Origin of the sequence: Nocardiopsis alborubida (assembly GCF_012396365.1) — a bacterium.
Classification (GTDB): domain Bacteria; phylum Actinomycetota; class Actinomycetes; order Streptosporangiales; family Streptosporangiaceae; genus Nocardiopsis; species Nocardiopsis alborubida.
On the sequence record NZ_JAAXPG010000037.1, the window covers coordinates 32,205 to 54,065 of the forward strand.

20 protein-coding genes and 1 CRISPR repeat array are annotated in these 21,861 nt (G+C 70.8%); of the genes, 16 read left to right on the forward strand and 4 right to left on the reverse strand.

Features of this window, described 5'->3' with window-relative positions; all coding sequences use genetic code 11:
* Positions 1 to 139: 139 nt before the first annotated feature.
* Positions 140 to 925: an SDR family oxidoreductase gene (locus tag HGB44_RS27880; protein ID WP_013152365.1), complete on the reverse strand. Its 786-nt coding sequence runs from the start codon at positions 923 to 925 to the stop codon at positions 140 to 142.
* A 126-nt stretch (positions 926 to 1,051) separates the two neighbouring features.
* Here HGB44_RS27880 and HGB44_RS27885 point away from each other — a divergent pair, with 126 nt between their 5' ends.
* The 3 genes from HGB44_RS27885 to HGB44_RS27895 all read left to right on the forward strand — a co-directional run bounded on the left by HGB44_RS27885 (position 1,052) and on the right by HGB44_RS27895 (position 3,995).
* Complete coding sequence (locus HGB44_RS27885; protein ID WP_013152366.1) at positions 1,052 to 1,648, forward strand: TetR/AcrR family transcriptional regulator; 597 nt, start codon at positions 1,052 to 1,054, stop codon at positions 1,646 to 1,648.
* Between the two features lie 403 nt (positions 1,649 to 2,051).
* A complete protein-coding gene (locus HGB44_RS27890; protein ID WP_082768588.1) occupies positions 2,052 to 2,492 on the forward strand; it encodes a hypothetical protein in 441 nt (146 codons plus the stop codon).
* Between the two features lie 615 nt (positions 2,493 to 3,107).
* Complete coding sequence (locus tag HGB44_RS27895; RefSeq protein WP_061082986.1) at positions 3,108 to 3,995, forward strand: glycoside hydrolase family 19 protein; 888 nt, start codon at positions 3,108 to 3,110, stop codon at positions 3,993 to 3,995.
* A gap of 228 nt (positions 3,996 to 4,223) precedes the next feature.
* Here the strand turns inward: HGB44_RS27895 and HGB44_RS32760 are convergent, their stop codons facing one another.
* Positions 4,224 to 4,982, reverse strand: coding sequence for an IclR family transcriptional regulator (locus HGB44_RS32760; RefSeq protein WP_061082987.1), 759 nt, complete (start codon positions 4,980 to 4,982; stop codon positions 4,224 to 4,226).
* 157 nt (positions 4,983 to 5,139) lie between these two features.
* Between HGB44_RS32760 and HGB44_RS27905 the strand changes: the two genes are divergently transcribed.
* The 9 genes from HGB44_RS27905 to HGB44_RS27940 all read left to right on the forward strand — a co-directional run bounded on the left by HGB44_RS27905 (position 5,140) and on the right by HGB44_RS27940 (position 12,759).
* Entirely contained in the window at positions 5,140 to 6,489 is a 1,350-nt protein-coding gene (locus tag HGB44_RS27905) for an RraA family protein (protein WP_061082988.1), read from the forward strand.
* 106 nt (positions 6,490 to 6,595) lie between these two features.
* Positions 6,596 to 7,942 carry a TRAP transporter large permease subunit gene (locus tag HGB44_RS27910; RefSeq protein WP_061082989.1) on the forward strand — a complete coding sequence of 449 codons (1,347 nt, stop codon included), beginning with the start codon at positions 6,596 to 6,598 and terminating at the stop codon, positions 7,940 to 7,942.
* 2 nt (positions 7,943 to 7,944) lie between these two features.
* Entirely contained in the window at positions 7,945 to 8,208 is a 264-nt protein-coding gene (locus HGB44_RS27915; RefSeq protein WP_061082990.1) for a hypothetical protein, read from the forward strand.
* A gap of 146 nt (positions 8,209 to 8,354) precedes the next feature.
* Positions 8,355 to 8,477, forward strand: a complete 123-nt coding sequence (locus HGB44_RS32575; RefSeq protein ID WP_267909150.1) for a hypothetical protein — start codon at positions 8,355 to 8,357, stop codon at positions 8,475 to 8,477.
* A complete protein-coding gene (locus HGB44_RS27920; RefSeq protein ID WP_061082991.1) occupies positions 8,474 to 9,565 on the forward strand; it encodes an Ldh family oxidoreductase in 1,092 nt (363 codons plus the stop codon). Before HGB44_RS32575 ends, HGB44_RS27920 begins: the two co-directional genes overlap by 4 nt.
* Positions 9,565 to 10,755 (forward strand): L-2-hydroxyglutarate oxidase, encoded by a 1,191-nt coding sequence (lhgO, locus tag HGB44_RS27925; RefSeq protein WP_210752259.1) that lies wholly within the window; start codon positions 9,565 to 9,567, stop codon positions 10,753 to 10,755. Before HGB44_RS27920 ends, lhgO begins: the two co-directional genes overlap by 1 nt.
* A gap of 79 nt (positions 10,756 to 10,834) precedes the next feature.
* Positions 10,835 to 11,602: a class I SAM-dependent methyltransferase gene (locus tag HGB44_RS27930; RefSeq protein WP_061082993.1), complete on the forward strand. Its 768-nt coding sequence runs from the start codon at positions 10,835 to 10,837 to the stop codon at positions 11,600 to 11,602.
* A 346-nt stretch (positions 11,603 to 11,948) separates the two neighbouring features.
* Complete coding sequence (locus tag HGB44_RS27935) at positions 11,949 to 12,275, forward strand: hypothetical protein (RefSeq protein WP_061082994.1); 327 nt, start codon at positions 11,949 to 11,951, stop codon at positions 12,273 to 12,275.
* Between the two features lie 208 nt (positions 12,276 to 12,483).
* Positions 12,484 to 12,759, forward strand: a complete 276-nt coding sequence (locus HGB44_RS27940) for a hypothetical protein (RefSeq protein WP_168444183.1) — start codon at positions 12,484 to 12,486, stop codon at positions 12,757 to 12,759.
* 255 nt (positions 12,760 to 13,014) lie between these two features.
* Positions 13,015 to 14,508: a CRISPR direct-repeat array (repeat unit 29 nt; unit sequence GTGCTCCCCGCGCACGCGGGGATGGTCCC).
* 22 nt (positions 14,509 to 14,530) lie between these two features.
* Here HGB44_RS27940 and HGB44_RS27945 read toward each other — a convergent pair.
* On the reverse strand, positions 14,531 to 15,370 hold the full coding sequence (locus HGB44_RS27945) for a helix-turn-helix transcriptional regulator (protein WP_061082996.1): 840 nt from the start codon (positions 15,368 to 15,370) through the stop codon (positions 14,531 to 14,533).
* A gap of 380 nt (positions 15,371 to 15,750) precedes the next feature.
* Here HGB44_RS27945 and HGB44_RS27950 point away from each other — a divergent pair, with 380 nt between their 5' ends.
* The 4 genes from HGB44_RS27950 (at position 15,751) to HGB44_RS27965 (ending at position 21,042) form a co-directional block, all read left to right on the forward strand.
* A complete protein-coding gene (locus tag HGB44_RS27950) occupies positions 15,751 to 16,698 on the forward strand; it encodes an SDR family oxidoreductase (RefSeq protein WP_061082997.1) in 948 nt (315 codons plus the stop codon).
* A 70-nt stretch (positions 16,699 to 16,768) separates the two neighbouring features.
* On the forward strand, positions 16,769 to 18,130 hold the full coding sequence (locus HGB44_RS27955; RefSeq protein ID WP_210752260.1) for an MFS transporter: 1,362 nt from the start codon (positions 16,769 to 16,771) through the stop codon (positions 18,128 to 18,130).
* A gap of 136 nt (positions 18,131 to 18,266) precedes the next feature.
* Positions 18,267 to 19,448 (forward strand): oxygenase MpaB family protein, encoded by a 1,182-nt coding sequence (locus tag HGB44_RS27960; RefSeq protein WP_061082999.1) that lies wholly within the window; start codon positions 18,267 to 18,269, stop codon positions 19,446 to 19,448.
* 142 nt (positions 19,449 to 19,590) lie between these two features.
* On the forward strand, positions 19,591 to 21,042 hold the full coding sequence (locus HGB44_RS27965) for an aldehyde dehydrogenase family protein (protein ID WP_061083000.1): 1,452 nt from the start codon (positions 19,591 to 19,593) through the stop codon (positions 21,040 to 21,042).
* Positions 21,043 to 21,270: 228 nt separating this feature from the next.
* Here the strand turns inward: HGB44_RS27965 and HGB44_RS27970 are convergent, their stop codons facing one another.
* Positions 21,271 to 21,852: a hypothetical protein gene (locus tag HGB44_RS27970; RefSeq protein ID WP_231972622.1), complete on the reverse strand. Its 582-nt coding sequence runs from the start codon at positions 21,850 to 21,852 to the stop codon at positions 21,271 to 21,273.
* Positions 21,853 to 21,861 lie beyond the last annotated feature (9 nt).

The following is a 21,861-nucleotide window of genomic DNA, read 5'->3' on the forward strand; positions in this document are numbered from 1 at the left end:
GCGGCTAGAAACGAGGCTGTCCATGACCGGGTGCGAACAGCGAGGCTCGCCGGTGATGCGCAGGTATGCGCTGGTCATGCCTGCGCATCACCGGCTCGCACAGCGTCGGGCGGACGGCTAGATGAAGGACGTTGGCGCGTCACACAGACTTGATCGCGCCCCCGTCGATGATGTGGTCCGCCCCAGTGGTGCTGCCTGCGAGCGGTGAAGCGAGGTACGCAACAAGGTCAGCGACCTCCGCAGGCTTCACGAGCCTGCCGGTGACCATCCCCATGGCCGCGGGGAGGTTGTTCATCAGTTGCTCCCGACTCAGGCCCAGGGACTCGGCGAGCTCAGCTCCATAGCCGTCCGAGGATTCCCACATGTGAGTCCGGACAGGGCCAGGCGAGACTGTGTTGATGCGCACTCCTTGCGGGCCGAACTCTTCCGCTACTGCCTTCCCGAAGGCGGTAAGCGCAGCCTTGGCGGTGGTGTAGGTGATCGGGCCGGCATGCGGGGTTCGGGCACCGTTGGATGAGATATTGACGATCGCGCCGCGGCTTTCCAGAAGATGCGGCAGTGCGGCCCGCGTGGTGCGGACTGCCGCCAGGAAGTTCAAGTCGAACGCGCTGCTCCACTGCTGATCGGTGAAGGCGAGGAAGCCGCCGGTCTGGCCACCGCCGTCACCGCCCCCGACGTTGTTGACCAGCACATCGAGCCGCCCGAGCTCTGCCTCCGCCCGTTCGATGAGCTGAGCAGGGCCGTCGGGAGTGGACAGGTCGACGGACACACTGAGCGCCCCCGTGGCCTGGAGCTCGGGTGTGATCGTCCGTGCTGCTGCCAGCACCCGCATTCCTTCGCCGATCAAGGCCGAAACCGTGGCCAACCCGATTCCTCGGCTTGCGCCGGTCACGACAGCGACCTTGCCGTCCATCTGCAGATCCATGAGGCCTCCAAGTTCAATTGCATCATCAGTGATGCGACTAAGCTAAGAGCTGCGACAGTGATGTTGCAAGTTGCGTGGGAGTGGCGACTGTCACGTAGCCTGGAGGGAGCATGAGGAGGAGGTCACATGGAGCAGGAGAGGCGAGTACGGCCTATGCGCGCAGACGCCGAGCGGACAGCGAAGGCGATCCTCGAGGCCGCGGAACGCGTGCTGAGCGCCAATCCCGCAGCCACCATGGAACAGATCGCGGAGGCTGCGGGCGTCGCTCGGACGACCGTGCATCGCCGGTTCACCAGCCGCGAGGCCCTCGTCGATGCCATGACAGCCTGGGCCACTCAGCAGTTCCACGACGCCGTCACCAGCGCCCGGCCCGAGACCGCTCCGCCGCTGGTCGCGCTGTATCAGGTGACCGCAAATGTGCTCCGGGTCAAGATCGGCTGGGGGTTCGCCATGAACGCCATCAAGCCTGAGGACTCCGAGGCTGCACGCGTACATGCGGACGTGCTCGACCAGTGCGACCGCCTCTTCCGGCGGCTGCAGCACACAGGCGCCATACGGCCCGACACCGACCTGACATGGGCTCGGCGCACGTACTACGCGCTGATCCACGAAGCCGCACAGACCCAGCCCACCGACGCCCGAGAGGTGGATGAACTGGCAACGCTCGTAGTGGACACACTGCTGACCGGCGTTGGCCAGCAGTCGCTGAAGCCCAACGTCTAAAAGAGCACCCGGAGTGGTCGCCCACGGTTACGGGAAACGCTCATCGGATCGTTGGCGACCGTCAACAACGTGCTGGCCCGCAACAGCGAACAACCCCACCGACCGAGTTCCGCGCACACGGAGGTCAACCGGCGATACGGAATTCGCCTGCTTTCTTGGTCGAGCCTGTTCGTCAGGGTGTTCGGCTAAGCGTGCGAACAGGGTGAAGGGCGCTGACAGGGCAGGTCAGAGCGGGTCCAGCATGTTCGTTCCGATGCCCCGACTCATAGCGTCTTGCTACTCGTTTGCCTGGGTGGGGGAGGGCCAGGGCGAGAGGTTCCTGCTGCTGGGGTGTCCAATCCGGTGGGTGGGGGTGGCTTCTTTGGAGGGTGAAGGGGACTTCATCCGAGGAAGGGGCGTGCCCATGTGGGCGTGGGACGAGGACAACGGCTGGTGCCGGGGCGGGGAGCGCTGGTGCTCGGCGAAGGTGGATCAGGGCCGGGGCCGGTGCCGCCGGGTGAAGGAGCCCGTGGTGCCGGTGGCGGGCCAGCGGGAGCGTCAGACGCTGCTGGCCGACCTGCGGGCGCTGGTGGCCTACCTGGAAGCCCACCCGCAGCTGCCGGTGGGGGAGATGACCCGGGTGGAGATCACCTACTTCCCCGAGGGATGCGACGGTCACCAACAGGACCAGGTCGTGCGCCTGGCCGAGGCGCTCGGGACGCGGCCGCGGCGGGAGGGAGAGCACTTCTCGTGCGGCAGGTGGTTCGGGCAGGCCGGATACCGCGTGGTGTCCATCCCTGAACGCGCGAGGAAGGGCGGGCTGGCCGAGGCGGTCCCGTTGGGCGGGTCCAGGCGGAGGGCGTGAGCTGTTTCGACGGAGCGGCCCTGGTGTGTGCCAGGGCCGTTCTTCGTGTCCGAAGGGCTGCCCACAGGATCCGCGGAGTCGGTACTGGAGAAGGAGGACAGCCCGTGGCGTTGGACTCCCTGGAAGTTGTCGCTTCACGGGTTCCATCCGAAAGTTCGCGAGCCTTTCCGCAGGTGAATGGAGCCCTCTGGGTTATCGTCGTGTCAGCGGTAGACGAGGGGCTCAAATCCTCCAGGCCATGGAGCGCTGCGCCTGAGCCCAGGCGTGCGGAGGGCGTCAGGCCGGGGCCAGGGAAACCGCCGTGGGCAGGCGTGCGGGGCGCTGACAGTGGTGGCCGGTGCCGCTGTCAGCGTTTCCGTCAGCGCTCTTCGAAACCTGTGGGGTGTGGGGTGCCCAAGGTGCCCGCCGTGCGTTCGTTGTGTGAGGACGGACTCTCGGCGGCCCGGAGCCGAAGCCCGAAGCCCGGTGCCGGTCCGCCGTTCCGGGCCCTTCCGTCACCTTGTGCTCACGATCCGTCGTACTGGTCTTGACAGGTCTAGACCACCCTTGTTTAGGTGACGGCACCCCCGGCGGCGCGCGGTCGGACGTCGCGCCGCACCCTAGGAGTGTGATCACGTGATCCGACGTCTCCTGAGTCAGTTGGCCGCGCTCGGCGCGCTCGCGGCTGTGCTCATCGTCCTCCCCGCGACCGTCGCGCAGGCCGCCACCTGCGCGGCGGCCTGGAGCGCCTCCGCCGTCTACACCGGCGGCGGGCAGGTCTCCTACAACGGCCGCAACTACACCGCCAAGTGGTGGACGCAGAACGAGCGTCCCGGCACCTCGGACGTGTGGACCGACCAGGGAGCCTGCGGCGACGACGGAGGCGGTGGGGAGCCCAACCCCACCGGGTTCGTCGTCTCTGAGGCCCAGTTCGACCAGATGTTCCCGAACCGGAACCCCTTCTACACCTACAGCGGCCTCACCGCCGCCCTCAGCTCCTACCCGGCCTTCGCCAACACCGGCAGCACCGAGGTGAGGAGGCGGGAGGCGGCCGCCTTCCTCGCCAACGTCAGCCACGAGACCGGCGGGCTGGTGCACATCAGGGAGACCAACGAGGCCAACTACCCGCACTACTGCGACTGGAACCAGCCCTTCGGCTGCCCGGCCGGTCAGGCCGCCTACTACGGACGCGGTCCGATCCAGCTCAGCTGGAACTACAACTACAAGGCCGCTGGCGACGCCCTCGGCATCGACCTGCTGAACAACCCCTACCTGGTCGAGCAGAACGCCTCGGTCGCCTGGCGGACCGGCCTCTGGTACTGGAACACCCAGACCGGCCCCGGCACGATCACGTCGCACAACGCCATCGTCAACGGCCACGGTTTCGGCGAGACCATCCGTTCGATCAACGGCGCCCACGAGTGCGACGGCGGCAACCCTGCCCAGGTCCAGAGCCGCATCAACAAGTTCACGCAGTTCACCCAGATCCTCGGTACCACCACCGGGTCGAACCTGAGCTGCTGATCCCCGGGCGTGGTGGAGCGCCCGCGGAGTGCATCCGAGCGGGGGTGCGCCCGGCGACCGCGGCCGGGTGCGCCTCCGCTCCGGTCTCTCGGGTGCGGTGGGCCGCACCGCGGGTGATCGGTGAAGAGGCCGCGTCCGGCCGTCGCATGCCAGAGCCTCCGCCGCGCCCGCGACGAAGCGCCTCGCCCGTACCGGAGTTCGGCCTCGGACCGGACGGCCACAGCCCGGTCAGATCCTGGCGCCGATCGCGCCGGCCCCCCTCGACAGCTCCGGGAGCAGGGACAGGAGCTCGTCGACACTGGTCTTCTCGGAGGTCGTGACGAGATTGAGGGCGGCCACGATGGCCCCCTCCGAGTCGTGGACCCGGTGCGTCAGGCTGAGGGCGCCGAGTTCCCGTTCGGAGTCGGCGAAGTGGTAACCGAGCTCCCGGATGCGCTGGATCTCCCTTTTCAGATCGTCGGCTCCCTGGTCTCGGCCTGAGGCCAGCCGGATCCCCTCGTACCCGGAGAGGTGGCGGTCGAGCTCCTCGTCGTCCCACGCGCTGAGCAGGACCTTCCCGCCGCCGACGTCGAGGGGGGCGCGGCGTCCGATGGGGAACTGGTAGCGCATCGGTTCGGCGCCGTCCACACGCGCGACCAGGATGCGCTCCCGGCCCGACTGGACGAAGACCGACGAGGTCAGGCCGGTGGTGGCCGACAGTTCGGTGAGGATGGGTGTCGCCACGGTGCTCAGGTGGTCGTTGACCACGAAGGCGTGTGCCAGGGACAGGACCACCGGGCCCAAGGAGTAGCCCAGCCGGTGCTGTTGCACGTAGCCCCGCCGCACCAGGTGGTTGATGATGCGCTGGGCCGTGGCCACGTGCAGGCCGCTCTCACGGGCCACGTCGCTGAGCCGCATGGGTCCACGCGCCCGTTCCAGGCACTCCAGGACGTCCAGGGTCCGGTCGAGCGTGCGCCCCTGGTTTCCGTTTCCCGCTGTGTTCGCCACTCTTCGCCTTCATCTGCCGCTGCGGTGTTCCGGTGGCCCACCGGCCGTCCCAACGTATCGGACCGGTCTCCAGGAGGTTGACATCACATGGCGGTGCAGGTCACACTGTCTTCCACCTAGCAATAAAGTTTATCATCTAGTGATAGCGAGTGTGAAAATGCAGGTAGGAGTGCTCGGGCTCGGAGAAGCCGGTGCCGTCTACGCCACAGCCTTCGCGGACGCCGGCTGGACCACCGTGGGCTTCGACCCGCAGACCGGGACCCCCACCCCGCGGGGCGCGACCCGCGCCTCCTCGGAGCGGGAGGCCGTGGCCGGAGCCGACCTGGTGCTGAGTCTGGTCACGGGGGCCCACGCCGTCGCCGCGGCCGAGGCCGCGCTGCCCGGCCTGCGGCCGGACACGGTCTACGTGGACATGAACGCCGCCGCGCCCGAGACGAAGGCCGGGGTCGCTCGCGTCATCGGCGCGTCCGCGCAGGTCGTGGACGGTGCGATCATCGGTTCGGTGCTCCGGTTCGGGGCGGGTGCCAACGTGCTGCTCTCGGGCCCGCCCTCCGCTGACGCCGCCCGGCTGCTCGGCGCCGTCGGCTCCGACGCCGAGGCCATCGGCGGACAGGTGGGCGAGGCCTCACGGCGGAAACTGCTGCGCAGCGTCTTCATGAAGGGCTTGGGCGCACTCATCACCGAGGCGGTGGACGCCGGCAGGGCGGCGGGAGAGGAGGACTGGATGCGCACCCAGGTCGCGGACGCGCTCGCCGACGGGCTCCAGGGACTGGAGCGCCTCGACAACGGCACCCGTGTCCACGCCCTCCGGCGGGCGGGTGAACTCCAGGCCAGCATCGACCTTCTCGACGGGATCGGCGTGGCCGCACCCGTCAGCCGCGGAGCGGCCGACCGCCACCTGGCCCTGGCACGGGCCGCCAGCGAGGACAGCCGCCGGATCATCGACGCCTTCGCCGGGGTCCCCACCGCGGCCATCGGCGACGGACGCGACCGGCTCGGCTTCGTCTCCTCACGCATCCGCTCCGTCTGGCCCGGGGCCCGCCTCACCGGCCGCGCGCTCACCGTGACCACCCGTCCCGGCGACAACCGCGCCCTGCACCAGGCGCTGGCCGTCGCCGAGGAGGGCGACGTCCTGGTCGTGGACGGCGGCGGCGACACCTCTCGCGCGCTGCTCGGCGAGCTCATCGTCGAACGCGCCATCAACAGGGGTGTTCGCGGCATGGTGGTCGACGGGGCGGTCCGCGACACCGAGGAGATCCGAGCACTCGGCTTCCCGGTCTGGGCCGCGGGAGTGTCCCCGGCGGGCCCCTACAAGGACGGACCCGGTCACATCGGGCGCACCATCGCGGTGGGCGGAGCGGTCTGCCAGAGCGGTGACGTCGTCGTCGCCGACGACGACGGCGTGTTCATCGTCCCCCGGCTGGAGGCCGAGCAGACCCTGCGGGCGGCCGAAGAGGTCGTCGCCGACGAGGAGCGCCGCCGTACCGCCATCAGGGGGGAACGCTGATGGCCCCCACCGCACCGGACGGCCTCCCCCGCACGGCTCCCAGCTCCGTTCGTCGACACGCCGGACGGCCCCCCGCCCGTACCGCCCCCCGCCCGAAGGTCAACCCATGCCCATCGCACTCCTAGCCCTCGCAGCCTTCATCACGGTGATCATCGTCTGGAACGTCGTGCTCAAGCGCAACATGGGTGAGGCCATGCTGCTCGGGCTGATCACCACCGCGCTCTTCGCGGGATCGCAGGCGCCCGCCTACCTGCTCGGAGGCTTGACCGACGCGCTCACCCACGACGTCCTCTACGCGGCCCTGGCCTTCGTGTTCATGGCCTACCTGATCGACACCACCGGGCTGATCCAGAAGATCCTGGCCATCCTGAACTCCGTCTTCGGCAGGATCCGCGGCGGACCCGCCTACGTCGACACGGTCGGATCGGCGGTCTTCGGAGCCCTGTCGGGGTCCAACTCCGCCAACACGGCCTCAAGCGGCTCCTTCACCGGACCCTGGATGGTGCGCACGGGGTGGACCCCCTCCCGGGCCGCCACCGTGCTGGCCGGGAACGGGGGACTGGGGGCCGCGGTGCCCCCGAGCGCCTCCATGATCATCATGGTCGGCTTCACCGGGGGCATGGTCACCACCGGCCAGGTCTACCTCGGCCTGATCGTGGCGGCGGCCTACCAGATCCTGCTGCGCGTCGCGCTGGTCCTCTACTTCGTGCACCGGGACGGCGTGCCCAAGGTCGACGAACGGGAACTGGTGCCCCTGCGCACGTCACTGCGGCAGGGAGCGGGAGCGCTGTCGATCTTCCTGGGCGCGCTCATCCCCATCGTCGTCACGGTCGGGCCGCTCGCGACCTACCTCGCCGAGTCCACTCCCGTGGGCGGAGCCATGGGGGACATCTCGCTGCTGACGTGGATCCCGATCCTGATCATCGGCTTCGCCCTCCTCGCCGGCCGCGACCGACTGCCCCGGACCGCCCGTGACTGGTCGCGGCTGCTGGACGGCGCGCTCCCCAGGTTCGCGACCATCGGTGCGCTGTTGTTCTTCGCGATCGCGGCCAGCGAGATCCTCGGCCGCCTGGGCCTGGCCGAGGACGTCAACGCGCTCCTCGACGCCCTGCCGGTGAACCGCGTCCTGATGGTGATGGTGGTCGGACTGGTGATCACGCTGGTCGCCGGTCCGCTCTCCTCCACCGCGACGCTGACGGCGGTCGGCCAGATCTCCTTCCTGGCGCTGGTCGGTGTCGGGACCGACCCCCTGCTCGCGGTCGTCGCGATCCTGGTGTTCGCCTCCACCGAGGGCGCGTCGCCGCCCGCCTCCGGATCGATCTTCGTGGCGGCCGGACTGACGGGGGCGCGCCCGGAGAGCACCTTCATCCCGCTGATCGTCTACTACATGATCCCGATCTTCCTCATCGGCTGCCTCATCGGCTGGGGCGCCCTACCGGTTCTGGGGAGCTGACCATGACCCACGTGAGAGAACGCGCCTTCGCGCTGGTCCTGTTCCTGTTCAAACTCGGGCTGATCGCCTGCTTCTTCCTGGGGACGCTGCTCGTCATCGGACAGATGGCGGGGGTGCTCCTGCAACGCCCCGCCTGGGTCAGCGGAGCTTCGGAGACCTTCTTCATGCCCACGGTGGCGGCCGCGGCCACCTTCGGTGTCCTGGGGTTCATCGGCAGCTACCTCTCCCCGGCCAAGGCCGACGACAGGAGCGAGGAAGAGGTCTGAGGCCCGCCCACGGGCCTGGCCCCGGCGGGGCGGGAACACCCCGGGCCCACCGGAGCGCGCACTGCGCCGTTCCGGCCGAGGCTCCGCCCGCCTTCGCCACCCCGTCCCGCACCCGTCCCGCGAACGACTCCGACCGGAGGAGCATGATGCACACACCGACCCCGGACCCGTCGGTGCGCGGCGCCTCGCGCCACCGGACCGACAGGGGCCCCGCGACCGCCTCCACGGCCCTGCCGACCTGCGCCCACGACAGGAGGCACGGCGGGTGAACCGCTATGACGCGCGCACCGTCGGCGCCCAGATCTCCGCCGTCCTCACCGCCTGGGGCATGCCCGACGACCTGGTCGAGACGACCTCCGCGGTCATGGTGCACACGGACCTGTCCGGGGTCGACTCCCACGGCATCTCCATGCTGATGGCCTACGAGAAGCTGCGCGCCGCCGGACACGTCAAGCTCGACGCCCGTCCTCGCGTCGAGCGTGAGAACGCCGCGATGGCCCTGGTCGACGCCGGCGGAGGCCTCGGCCACCCCGCCGCCGTCATGGCGATGAACCTCGCGGCCGACAAGGCCCGGACCGCCGGTGTGGGCGTGGTGTCGGTGCACAACTCCCACCACTTCGGCGCCGCCGGCCACTACGCCGCCCTGGCCGCCGAAGCCGGTCTGATCGGCCTGGTCACCACCTCGGCCAAGATCGTCAACGTCGTCCCCACCGGGGGAGCGGTTCCCCGCCTGACCACCAACCCGATCGCCTTCGCCGCCCCCGCGCGGCACAATCCGCCGTTCCTGCTGGACATGTCCACCAGCACCGTCGCCTCGAACAAGGTCAAGGTCTACGACCTGCGTGACCAGCTCATGCCCCCCGGCTGGGTCGTCGACGAGAGGGGAGGGGAGGTGACCGACCCCGCCGAAGCGATGAGCTACATCCACCAACGCGTGGAGGGCGGGCTCACCCCGCTCGGCGGTCAGACCGCCACCGGCGGGCACAAGGGTTACGGACTCGCCGTCATGGTCCAGATCCTCAGCGCGGCCCTGTCCGGCGCCGACCTCGCGGCCACCCGTCCATCCGGGGAGCCAGAGGACGTCGGGCACTTCTTCCTCGCCCTCGACCCGGGCTTCCTGCGCCCCGACGGCGGCTACCTCGACGCCGCCGACGAACTCCTCGACACCCTGCGCGCCACCCCGCCGACCGACCCCGACAAGCCCGTCATGGTCGCCGGCGACCCGGAACGGCGCAGCCGCGAGCATCGCGGCCACCGCGGCATCCCACTCCCCGAGACCCTCCTGCGCAAGATCGCTTCGATCTGTGACCGTGCGGGGGCCCCGTTCCTACTCGACACGCCCCTCCCGGGGAACTGATGTACGACTACGCCGTGGTCGGCGGCGGGATCGTCGGCGTCGCCACCGCCCTCAAGATCCTCGAACAACGACCCGGCGCGAGCCTGCTGCTGCTGGAGAAGGGCGCCAGCCTGGGAACCCACCAGACCGGCCACAACAGCGGCGTCATCCACGCAGGCATCTACTACGAGCCCGGCAGCCTCAAAGCAGAGCTCTGCCGCCGGGGCGCACAGGCCACCAAGGACTTCGCCGCCGAGCACGGCATCCCCTTCGACGTGTGCGGAAAACTGCTCGTGGCCACCGACCGGAGCGAACTCCGACGGCTGGAGGCCCTCACCGAGCGCGCCGCGGTCAACAAGATCGACGTCGAGACGCTGGACCGGGCCGAACTGCGGCGGCGCGAACCCAACGTCAACGGCCTCGCGGCGCTGCTGGTCCGCACCACCGGCATCATCGACTACAGCCGGGTGACCACCGCGATGGCCGGACAGATCGAGGCCGCGGGCGGAGAGATCCGCACCTCGGTCGAGGTCGACCGTATCCAGGAGACCCTCGACGCCGTGGTGGTCGGCGCGGGTGAGCGGAGCTGGAGGGCCCGCCGACTCGTGGTCTGCGGCGGTTTGCAGGCCGACCGGCTCGCCCGTCTGGCCGGGGTCACCGTTGACACCGCCATCGTGCCCTTCCGCGGCGAGTACTACCGGCTTCCCGACCACCGCAGGGACCTGGTGAGGCACCTCATCTACCCCGTGCCCGACCCCGACCTGCCCTTCCTCGGCGTCCATCTCAGCCCCACCATCGAGGGCCACGTCACGGTCGGCCCCAACGCCGTCCTCGGGCTGGCCCGCGAGGGCTACCCCAAGTTCAGCGTGAGCGGCCGGGACATCGTCGACCTCGTCCGCTTCCCGGGGATCTGGCACCTCGCCAAGACGAACGTCGCCACCGGTGCACGCGAGATGCGCAACTCCCTCTGGAAGCGCGGCTACCTGCAGGAATGCCGCAAGTACTGTCCCTCGCTCCAGGTCGGTGACCTCCTTCCGCAGGAGGCGGGTATCCGCGCCCAGGCAGTCCGCAAAGACGGCTCCCTGGTCCACGACTTCCTGATCGAGCAGACCAGCCGTACCGTGCACGTGCTCAACGCGCCCTCTCCCGCCGCGACCTCCGCACTCCCCATCGGAGAGATGATCGCCAAGAGGACGGTCTCCGGCGACTGACCGGGGTTCGCCTGTCCTCCTCGGGCGGGCAGGAGTCCGGGGCCTGTCCGGCGGATCGCGTGAGCACTAGGCTCCAGCGATGGACCGAGTGACCGATGCGCCCCAGACTCCCGCCCAGCCCACAGATCCGGCCCGGGCGAACGACTACGACAGCTTCGCCGAGGCGTACGCGGCGGACAACGAGAACAACATCCAGAACGCCTACTACGAACGGCCCGCGATGGTGGCGCTCGCCGGGGACGTGACCGGCCGCCGCATCCTGGACGCCGGATGCGGCGCGGGCCCCCTGTCCGCCGCTCTGCGCGACCGCGGCGCCGACGTCACCGGCATCGACGCCAGCGCCGGGATGCTGGCGCTGGCCAGGCGGCGGCTCGGGGACGACGCGGACCTGCGCGTGGTCGACCTGAGCGACCCCCTCCCGTTCGACGACGGTGCGTTCGACGACGTGGTCGCGTCGCTGGTGCTGCACTACCTGGAGGACTGGGAGCCGACGCTGGCCGAGATGCGGCGCGTGCTCAGGCCCGGCGGTCGGCTGATCGCGTCGGTGCAGCACCCGTTCGTGGACTACGCGATACAGGACCCCCGACCCGACTACTTCGCGACCACCAGCTATTCCGACGAGTTCACGTTCCGCGGGCAGCCCGTCCAGCTGAGGTTCTGGCGCAGGCCGTTGCACGCGATGACCGACGCCTTCAGCGCCGCCGGATTCCGCCTTCGCACCATCAGTGAGCCGCAGCCCGACCCGGCCGCCCGTGAACTGTTCCCCGACGAGTTCCATGCCCTTTCGACCAGGATCGGCTTCCTCTTCTTCGTCCTTGAGGCGCCGCCGTCGCCCGCCGGTGTGTGACGACCGCGATCACCGCACGGACGGAGTGAGGGACAACCCGCCTCCGGCGCGCCGACGGGGTGGGGAGGTCTTCGGCTCCACGCGTTCCGAGTAGGACGGGCACAGGTGAGCACAGGTCGAACGAGCCGCGACAGGGCTCCGACAGCGGGCATGAAGGAGGCTCCGGGCCGCTCCGACGTTCCACACACGTCCGCGATGACGTCGGCGGGAAACGGGGGATTGGCGTGCCTACGGCACCGCCCGGCGAGAGAGGCCACGGAACCGGATCGGCGGTAAGGGCCACTCGCCGGGCGTCCGGGAGAACCGGGCTCTATTCTCTGGTTGCACATCCCCGGATCGGAGCACCATGCACCCCATCCGTCTCACCTCAGCCTTCCTCCTTGTCGCTCTGGCCGTCACCGGGTGCGGCAGCTCCGAGCCCACGGACGAAAGCGAGACGCAGGCGGCCGGGGCCATGTGCGAGGACCACGTCGAGCGCCAGCCGGAGGTCTCCGCCACCACGGAGTCCGTCACCTTTGTCAGGGCCACCGCCAACGACGACGGAGAGTGGTGGACGTACGAGGCCGTGGGCAGCTACGACACGGAGGGCGGCTCCCACACCGACTACACGTGCACCGTCGTCAACGACTCCGGGGACTGGGTCGTGGTGGACCTGCGGAGTGCCGAGCAGTAGCCGGACACGACCAGGAACCGCCATTCCCACAGTGGTGGGGGAGCGGCCCTTCCTCGTGCGCGTACGGGCCCGGCCGCGCGAAAGGTCGCGCGATGGCGAACCTTGAGGCACTGCTTGATGCCGCCGCCCGCGTACTTGTCGGTCCAGGGTGTGCTGCTGGCGCTCGTCGTAAGGTGGATTCTGCGGTGCGGAGAAGCGAGGTGGCGCGGTGGAGATAGCACTCGGTGTGCTGTTCATGTTTCTTCTGGCCTTCGGCGGGTGGATCGTCTGGGGCATCGGACAGGGATTCCAGAACGCCCATGAGCGTGCCCTTGCCCGCGAGCGGGAGGAGACCAAACGGCTCCAGTTGCGTCTGGAGTCGCAGGAACGGGCTCAGGAACGCGCCGACCGTGTCTACTTCGACACCGTGGACCGCCACACCGGCCCTCTTTCCCTCCCCGTTCCGGAGGCTGACCCCGGGAACGGGAAGAATGGTGGCTCCTGATCACACCCGTTCCGAACCCATGCGGTACCGCCCTGAGCTGTTCGAGGGATGTCTGGTTGGGACTGGCCCGTCCCTGGAACCGTAATTCCACAAATCAAAGTTCGGTGATGGATTATCGGCAGGGGAGTGCTGTGCTCCTACCGGTATTCTGCGGGCATGGTCTTCCTGGGGCTGAGCGCGCCGTCCGTTTTGTCTGTTTCTGAAGAAGTTGGAAAAACGGCTGCTTGCCACTGGTAAGTTCGCAGGTCGTTGACTGTGCTCCCCGCGCACGCGGGGATGGTCCCAGCTACCAACTGTTTCTCTCGACCGCTGGATCGTGCTCCCCGCGCACGCGGGGATGGTCCCCGGCGCGTGCTCTGGAAGCTCAGCAAGGAGAAGTGCTCCCCGCGCACGCGGGGATGGTCCCGAGGGACCGAGGGAGGAGCGATCAAACCTAGGGTGCTCCCCGCGCACGCGGGGATGGTCCCAGGGGCGTCGTCGCCGTGTTCGCGGCGCTGTTGTGCTCCCCGCGCACGCGGGGATGGTCCCTCTGCCGCGCCGCCACCCGCGAGCAGGCGTGGGTGCTCCCCGCGCACGCGGGGATGGTCCCTGCGCGCTGGTGGTCGTTGAGCTCGCCAAAGAGTGCTCCCCGCGCACGCGGGGATGGTCCCCGGGGCGGGTCGGAGATGAGCAGGTCGGCGGAGTGCTCCCCGCGCACGCGGGGATGGTCCCTGCCGACACTCGGTGTCGGGGTTCCTGCCGGGGTGCTCCCCGCGCACGCGGGGATGGTCCCAACACCGGCGCGAGCACCAGCGACCCCACCCGGTGCTCCCCGCGCACGCGGGGATGGTCCCTTCATGATCGTGGACCCGCCCGACAGCGCAGGGTGCTCCCCGCGCACGCGGGGATGGTCCCGCGACCTACAACGCGCCGAAGAGCACCGTCAGGTGCTCCCCGCGCACGCGGGGATGGTCCCAGCAGTCCCCTTCCCTGAATGCGGGTAGGTGAGTGCTCCCCGCGCACGCGGGGATGGTCCCCACCACCGGACAGGTCCAGGCCCGCGATCAGCGTGCTCCCCGCGCACGCGGGGATGGTCCCCCGGTCTACCGGCCGAAGGGCAGAGGTAAGAGGTGCTCCCCGCGCACGCGGGGATGGTCCCGCCTGCGCGCCGCCCGCACCGCCGCCGGACTCGTGCTCCCCGCGCACGCGGGGATGGTCCCGCGATGACGAGCCGGTCGTACTCGGGGCCGGGGTGCTCCCCGCGCACGCGGGGATGGTCCCGACTCGCGCACCTGCACACGGACCACCACCTCGTGCTCCCCGCGCACGCGGGGATGGTCCCACGGCGAGGAGGAGGGCGCCGGCGAGGATGCCGTGCTCCCCGCGCACGCGGGGATGGTCCCCCTGTCCGCGTGCGCTCCGCGGTGGTCGCCGTGTGCTCCCCGCGCACGCGGGGATGGTCCACGCGGCGGTGACGTGCTGGGCTCCCCTTGTGCCGTGCTCCCCGCGCACGCGGGGATGGTCCCCGGCGGCGGTGTTGTCCGAGTGGCTCCAGACGGTGCTCCCCGCGCACGCGGGGATGGTCCCAGGCTGGACATCGACCAGCTCCGCTACGCCAAGTGCTCCCCGCGCACGCGGGGATGGTCCCGTCGGTCGCGTCGGCCGGGTAGCTCCACGACAGTGCTCCCCGCGCACGCGGGGATGGTCCCGCCTACCGTTCCAAGCGGCGCATCGCCGAGCTGTGCTCCCCGCGCACGCGGGGATGGCCCCAGACCGGGCACCATGCGCGACATCAGCTGAGCGTCTGCGTCCCGATGACCGACAGCACCTGGAGCTTCTCGTAGCTCTCGGTGCCGGGGACGGCGGTGTAGACCATCAGCGAGTGCGCCTGCCCCGGGTCGACCAGCCGCTGGCAGGTCAGCTCCAGCGCGCCGACCTCGGGGTGGACGAAGTGCTTGACCTCGTGGGGACGTATCCCGATCTCGTGGTCGCTCCACACCCGCCGGAACTCCTCGCTGCGGGCCAGCAGCAGTTCGGCCAGGTGGGCGGCGGGGGACTCCGGGCCGCGGAGGGTGACGAGCTCACGCAGCCCCGCGGCGTACATCCGGGTCAGGAACGGGTGCTCCTCCGGCGCGTAGATCCGCCGGGATCCGGGATCGGTGAACCACCGGTACCCCGCGCTACGGGCAGGCCCCGTGTGCCGCGTCGTGTCCCCGGTCAGCGCGACCCCCATCGGGGACTGCCGCAGGGTCTCGCCGAGCTCGGTGACGATCTCGGCGGGTGTGTCGTCCAGACGGTCGAGCACACGCAGGAGCCCGGGGCTGACGTGCTCGTTGGACGTGCCCCTGGGCGGCGGATTGTGTCCGGCCAGGCGGAACAGGTGGTCGCGCTCGTCGAGTGACAGGTGCAGCCCCTGGGCGATCGAGGCGAGCATCCGGTGCGACGGCTGGGGGCCGCGTTCCCGCTCCAGGCGGGAGTAGTAGTCGGACGACATGTGGCACAACGACGCGACCTCCTCGCGCCGCAGGCCGTTGGTCCTGCGGCGCTGCCCGCGCGGCAGGCCGACGTCCTCTGGCTGCAGCGCCTGACGCCGGTTGCGCAGGAACTCCGCCAGTCCGATGCGATCGATCACGACGTCCCTCTTCTCAGGTTCTGCCCGGTGTGTACGGCCTGTCTACCGCCCGCGGACGGCGGTAGCCACGACCCGCCGATCCCCCCATACGGAGCGCAGAGGCGGCCCGGTGAGCCTGTGATCGGCAGGTCCTGGATAGGTCCGCGTCGTCCGCCCAGGATCGGTGTCAGGGCCCGAGCGGGACCCGGGGAGGCGAGCGGACGTGTGGTCGCCGACCGCCCCGGACCGGTCACGGGAGACCGCCGCGATCGAGGCCTTCGGCGGTCTCGACGGCGCCGTCGCCCGCGTCGGGACCATCCGCGCGGACCGGGGGTTCCGGAACGCCCCGGCGACGGGAACCCGACGCCGGACCTCCAGCCACGACACGAGGGAGTACAACCATGCCACGTCGACCCATCGACATCACCGTGCCCGACCTGACCGGAAAGCGCGCGCTCGTCACCGGCGCCAGCGACGGGATGGGCCTGGCGATGGCCAGGCGGCTGGCCGCCGCGGGCGCCGAGGTGATCATGCCCGTCCGCAACCCGCGCAAGGGCGAGGACGCGATCGCCAGGATCCGGCAGACGGTGCCCCGCGCGAACGTCTCACTGCGCGGCCTCGACCTGTCCTCGCTCGCCTCGGTCGCCGCCCTCGGCGACACCCTGCGTGAGGAGGGCCTGCCGATCCACATCCTCATCAACAACGCCGGTGTGATGAGGCCCCCGAACCAGCAGACCACGACCGACGGTCACGAGCTCCAGTTCGGCACCAACCACCTCGGCCACTTCGCCCTGGTCGGCCACATCCTCCCGCTGCTGCGCGCGGGCCGGGCGCGGGTGACCTCGCAGATCAGCGTCTCCGCGCGCCGCGGCTCCATCAACTGGGAGGACCTGAACTGGGAGCGCTCCTACAACGAGATGCGCGCGTACAGCCAGTCCAAGATCGCGTTCGGGCTGTTCGGCCTCGAACTGGACCGCCGCAGCACGGCTCACGGGTGGGGCATCACCAGCAACCTCTCCCACCCCGGGGTGGCCCCGACCAGCCTCCTGGCCGCCCGCCCCGAGATCGGCCGCAGCGAGGACACCCCGTACATCCGCCGGATCCGGGCCCTGTCGGCCCGCGGGATCCTGCTGGGCACCCTTGAGACGTCGAAGCTGCCCGCGCTCATGGCCGCGACCGACCCGGCCGCCAAGCGCGGCGCGCTCTACAGCCCCAGCGGCTTCGGAAGGCTGGGTGGCCCGCCGTCCGAGCAGCGGCTGTACCCGCCGCTGCGCAGTGCGCAGGAGGCCGCGCGCGTCTGGCAGGTCTCCGAGGAACTGACCAGGGTCTCCTTCCCCGTCGCCGTCTGACCGTCGCCGTCCGGCACAGCCGTCTGACCGCAGCCGTCCGCACGACCGCCCCACAACCCACGGAGACCGCATGAGTACAGTCGCCCCCCGCACGCCCAGACCCAGGAGCCCCTGGTGGGTGCTGGTCGGCAGCGGCACCGCCAACGCCGTCGGCCCCCAGATGTACCTGGCCACCATCGGCCTGTTCGTGCTGCCGATCGTCGAGGAGACCGGCTTCAGCCGCACGACCGTCACCGGGGCGTTCTCGGTCGCGGCGGTCGGAATGGCGATCGGCCTGGTCGTCGTCGCCCAGCTCGTGGACCGCTTCGCCGCGCGTTACATCCTCGTGCCGGGGTTCGTGCTGTTCGCGGCCTCGATGGCGCTGATCGGGCTGGTGCCGCCGGTCGAGTGGGTCTACCTCGTCCCGTGCTTCTTCGTGGGCTTCTTCGGTGCGGGGACGGCCGTGCCCGCCACCAGGGCGGTGGTGAGCTGGTTCGACAACAACCGCGCCCTCGCCGTCGGAGTGGTGACGGGCATCATCGGGCTGGGAACGGCCCTGGCCCCGATCCTGGCCGGAGCGCTCATCGACAGCGTCGGATGGCGGCTGACCTACGGCCTCATGGCGCTGATCTCGGTCCTGGTGTCGGTCACGATGGTCACCCTGTTCGTGCGCGCCCGCGCCGAACGGCACGTCCGCGGACGACTCGTCCAGGAGACCCGGGTGGAGGGCCGTGACGTCAGCCTCGAACTCCCCGGCCTGACGGTCGGCGAGGCGCTGCGCACCCGGCAGTTCTGGGCCATCGCGCTCGGTCTGGGCCTGGTCGGGGTCGTCGTCTACGGCCTCCAGGTCCACCTCGTGCCGATGATGACCGACCGCGGGCTGACCACCGAACAGGCGGGCACCCTGCTGGTCGTCTTCGGCCTCGCCTCGCTCGTGGGCCGGGTGGCCGGCGGCCTCATCCTCGACCGCGTGCACGCGTGCGTCATCGGTCCGATCGTGATGATCGCCCCCATCGCAGGCATGTTCTTCCTGGAGCCGCCGTTCGGCGGCGCCGTCGTCGCGGTCGCCTTCATCGGCGTCGCCTTCGGCATCGAGGGCGACCTGCTCGCCCTGCTCATCACCCGCTACCTGGGCACGCGCTACTTCGGCCGCATCCTGGGCCTGGTCCAGGCCGCGTTCCTCCTGGGCAGCGCGCTGGGGCCGCTGCTCCTCGGGCTGGGATACGACCTGCTGGGCTCCTACGACCCCGTCATGCCCGTCCTGATGGGCGTCCTCGTCGTCGGCGCGGTCCTCATCGCGACCCTGGGCCGCTACGTCTACCCCGCCGTCAACGGCTTCGACCGCCTCGCCGCCCGCGACGAACTCGCCGCCGCCGAGGTGCTGAGCGACATCGCCGGGAGCGGCGACGCCCACGGCTCCCCGGGCAGGCCGCGGGCCGGGGCCCACGGCTGACCGGCCCGGGCCGGTACACCACCGGGCCGCCACAGGCCCAGGGACCGAGGTCCCGCCCCGTCCGCCCGGGTCAGAACCCGTGGGCACATCCCTGACCCCGGGCGGACGGCCGCCACCAGTCCTCCAAGGAGAGATCATGACCGAGCAGAGCCCGTGGCCGACGCGGCGGGCGGGGCGGTCGACCGTCCTGGCCCAGTTCGGCCACACCCGAGCCGACCTGACGCAGTGGGCGCTGACCACCGGCGACGTGCTCGCCGACGCGGTCGTCGCCGAGATGCACCAGATCGGGATGCGGCAGGCCAGGCCCGTGGTGAGCAAGGGAACCCGGGAGGGCCTGGCCTCCCTCACCGACCCGCCTCCGGCACTGGAGGCGCTGCTGCGGCAGACCGAGAGCGTGCCCGGCTACGTGGACGACTCCCTGCTCGACCAGGGCCCCATGCCGTTCTACACCTCGCCGCCGCCGGTGCACATCATCGCGCTCAACGCGGGCTCCCTGATCCGGGTCTACGAGTCGCCGTCGATCTCCAAGGTGCTGACGACGACGGGTCGGCTGGTCGAATCCGCGCAGCGGCGCATCCAGGAGACCGGGGCGTGGCTCACCCAGGTCATGCTGCCCGGCGGCCTCCGCGTCGGGCAGCCGGGCTACGTGGCGACCCTGGAGGTGCGGATGCTGCACGCGCACATGCGCAGGCTCGCGTTGGACCGCGGCTACGACAGCGCGGCGGACGGCTGTCCGATCAACCAGGTCGACCTGGGGCGGACCTGGATGGACTTCACCCTGACCGCCTACACCGCCGAAGAGCTCCTCGGGTTCGGGCTGAGCAGCCGCGAGCTGGCAGAGCTGTACCGCTACTGGTGGTACGTCGCCCACCTGCTGGGGATCGACGCGCGCCTGGTCGAGGGGATCGTGGGCAACGAGGCCGCCGCACGCCTCGACGCCGTCTTCCAGACCGTCACCGGACCGGTCACGGAGGACTCCGCCGTGCTGGCGGACGCGACATTGGCGTCGGCGACCTCCGCGCTGCACGGACTGCTCAAGGTCCCGCCCGGACTGGCCCGACCGGCGCTGAACGCGATCGCCCGCCGGATCCACGGGGACGGCATGTGCCAGGACCTGCGCATCCCCGCGGCCCCGGTCGCCGACGCGTGGCTGGGACCGGCGCTGTCCGGGCTCGCCCTGGCGCGCGACCGTCGCCGCCGGGACCCGAGGCGGTGGCAGGCCGCGATCGACCAGAACCTGGCGGCCGCCCGCGAACTGGTGGCCCGGCCCGGCCAGCCGACGGCCTACCAGCGCGGCGCCACCGGATCCGAGGACTGAGGGGCCGGGACAGCGCCCGCACACCGGCACGGCCGGAACCGGATCGAGGGCCCGGCCGGAACGCGGACCCTGCCGGAACCGGAAGACGGGGCACTCCCGGGCAGCCGACCCGCCAGAGCAGCCGAGCAGCAGAGGGAAGTCGATGCAGACCAACGGCTACACGAACATGTTCTACGTCAACGGGCGCTGGATCCGCTCGCACAGTACGCGGCAGGTCGTGGTGACCAACCCGGCCACCGAGGAGAGCCTGGGCCAGGTGACGCTGGGGGACGTCACCGACGTCGAGGCGGTGGTCGACGCCGCCCGCCGGGCCGCGCCGGGCTGGGCCCGGACGCCCGTGTCCGAGCGTGCGGCGCTGCTGCGGGCCGTCGCGGCCGAACTGACCCTGCGCCATGAGGAGATCGCGCGGCTGGAGACGGCGGAGGTCGGTTCCCCGATCACCCTGTCCCGCCGAGCGCACGCGCAGAGCCCGATCGACCTCTTCACCGCGGCCGCCGACCTGATCGAGCAGGCCGAGCCGGACGGGACGATCCCCGGTGCGACGGTGCTGCGCGAACCGTACGGGGTGGTCGGCGCGATCACCCCGTGGAACTACCCGCTGCACCAGAGCGCGGCCAAGACGGCCCCGGCACTGGCGGCCGGGAACACCGTCGTGTACAAGCCCAGCGAGACCACCCCGCTGGGGGCCTACGCCCTGGCCGAGGCGATCGACTCGGTGGGCCTGCCGCCCGGTGTGTTCAACATGGTCATGGGCGACGGGACGACCGTCGGAGCGCGCGTCGCCGGCCACCCGGACGTCGACCTCGTGTCGTTCACCGGTTCCACCCGGGCCGGTGTCCAGGTCGCGACCGCGGCGGCGGCCACCGTCAAGAAGGTCTCCCTGGAACTGGGCGGCAAGAGCCCCGCCGTCATCCTGCCGGGCGCGCCGCTGCGACCGGCCGTGCGGCGGGCACTGCGCTCGGGCTTCCTCAACTCCGGCCAGACGTGCATGGCCCTGACCCGGATCCTCGTCGACCGGGCGCGCCTGGCCGAGACCGAGGAGATCGTCCGCGCCACGGTCGCCGACTACGTCGTGGGCGACCCGACCGATCCGGACACCGAGTACGGCCCGCTCGTCTCGAAGGCGCAGCGGGACCGCGTGCGCGACTACGTCCGCCGGGGACAACGGGAGGGCCTGCGCCTGATCACCGGCGGCCCCGACCGCCCGGCCGCGCTGGAGCGCGGCTACTACCTGCCGCTGACGGTCTTCTCCGACGTCCCGCCCGCCTCGGCCCTGGTGACCGACGAGATCTTCGGTCCCGTGCTGGTGATCCAGGTCTACGACTCGGTCCACGAGGCCGTCGACCTGGCCAACCGCACGCCCTACGGTCTGTGCGCCGGGGTGTGGGGCGCAGACCGCGCCGAGGCCGTCGAGGTGGCGGGGCGGCTTCAGGCCGGTCAGGTCTTCGTCAACGGTGCCGGGTTCAACCCCGCCGTCCCCTTCGGCGGCCACAAGCGGTCGGGGATCGGCCGCGAGTACGGACGCTACGGGCTGGAGGAGTTCCAGCAGACCAAGGGGCTGGTGTTCGGCGCCGACGCCGCCGGTTCCGGTTGAGGCCGCTGACGGAGGCGGTGCGGTCAGGCGGCCGCCGTCGGGACACGACCGGCAGGAGGGGCGGTCCGTCCCGCCCCGTCTCCTGGAGGCCGTGCGGCCCCGGAACCCAGGGATCCGACTCCGCGGAACGCGGAACACACCGCTCGCCAGGAGGACAGCGGGCCCGGCCGCCCGCGCGGGGTGGCCGGGCCCCTGCCGTGCTCGGCGCACACACCGACACGCCACGGACTACTGCTGGCGGGGGTACTGGTCCCAGGAGCCGTTCTGCGGCGGCTGCTGCTCGAAGCCCTGCTGCGGATACTGCTGGGGCGGGTAGTAGCCCTGGTTCATCTGGTGGTGCGGGTGGTAGGCCGCGTGCTGCTGCGCGTACCCCTGGTTGGCGGCCTGGTCGCGGACCGTGAAGAACCACTGGGACAGGGGCCGGTGCAGCAGGACCACTCCGGTGACGGCCAGTGGGAGCAGGAACAGCGCCCAGAGAACACTGGTCCCGCTGAACAGCATCAACGACTGCAGGACGATCTGAATGATGAGGACGACCTTGGCCATGGTCCGCGCCCAGGAACGGCCACGGACGACCGGGATCGCCACCACGGCCAGGAGAGCGCCGATGAAGGTGTGGGGCAGCGAGTAGCCGAACGCGTACCCGGGCTCGACGCCGAACATGGGCGCGGTGGTCATGTTGAGGACGAGCACGGCCAACGAGATGGCAGCGGAGATCCAGAGCACCACGGCCAAGCCACGCACCGGTCCGGGAGCGCGGAGCTGTTCCGGGTAGGCGGTCGGGCCGGGCTGTGGGGGGTGGGGTTGCATGGAGGCCTT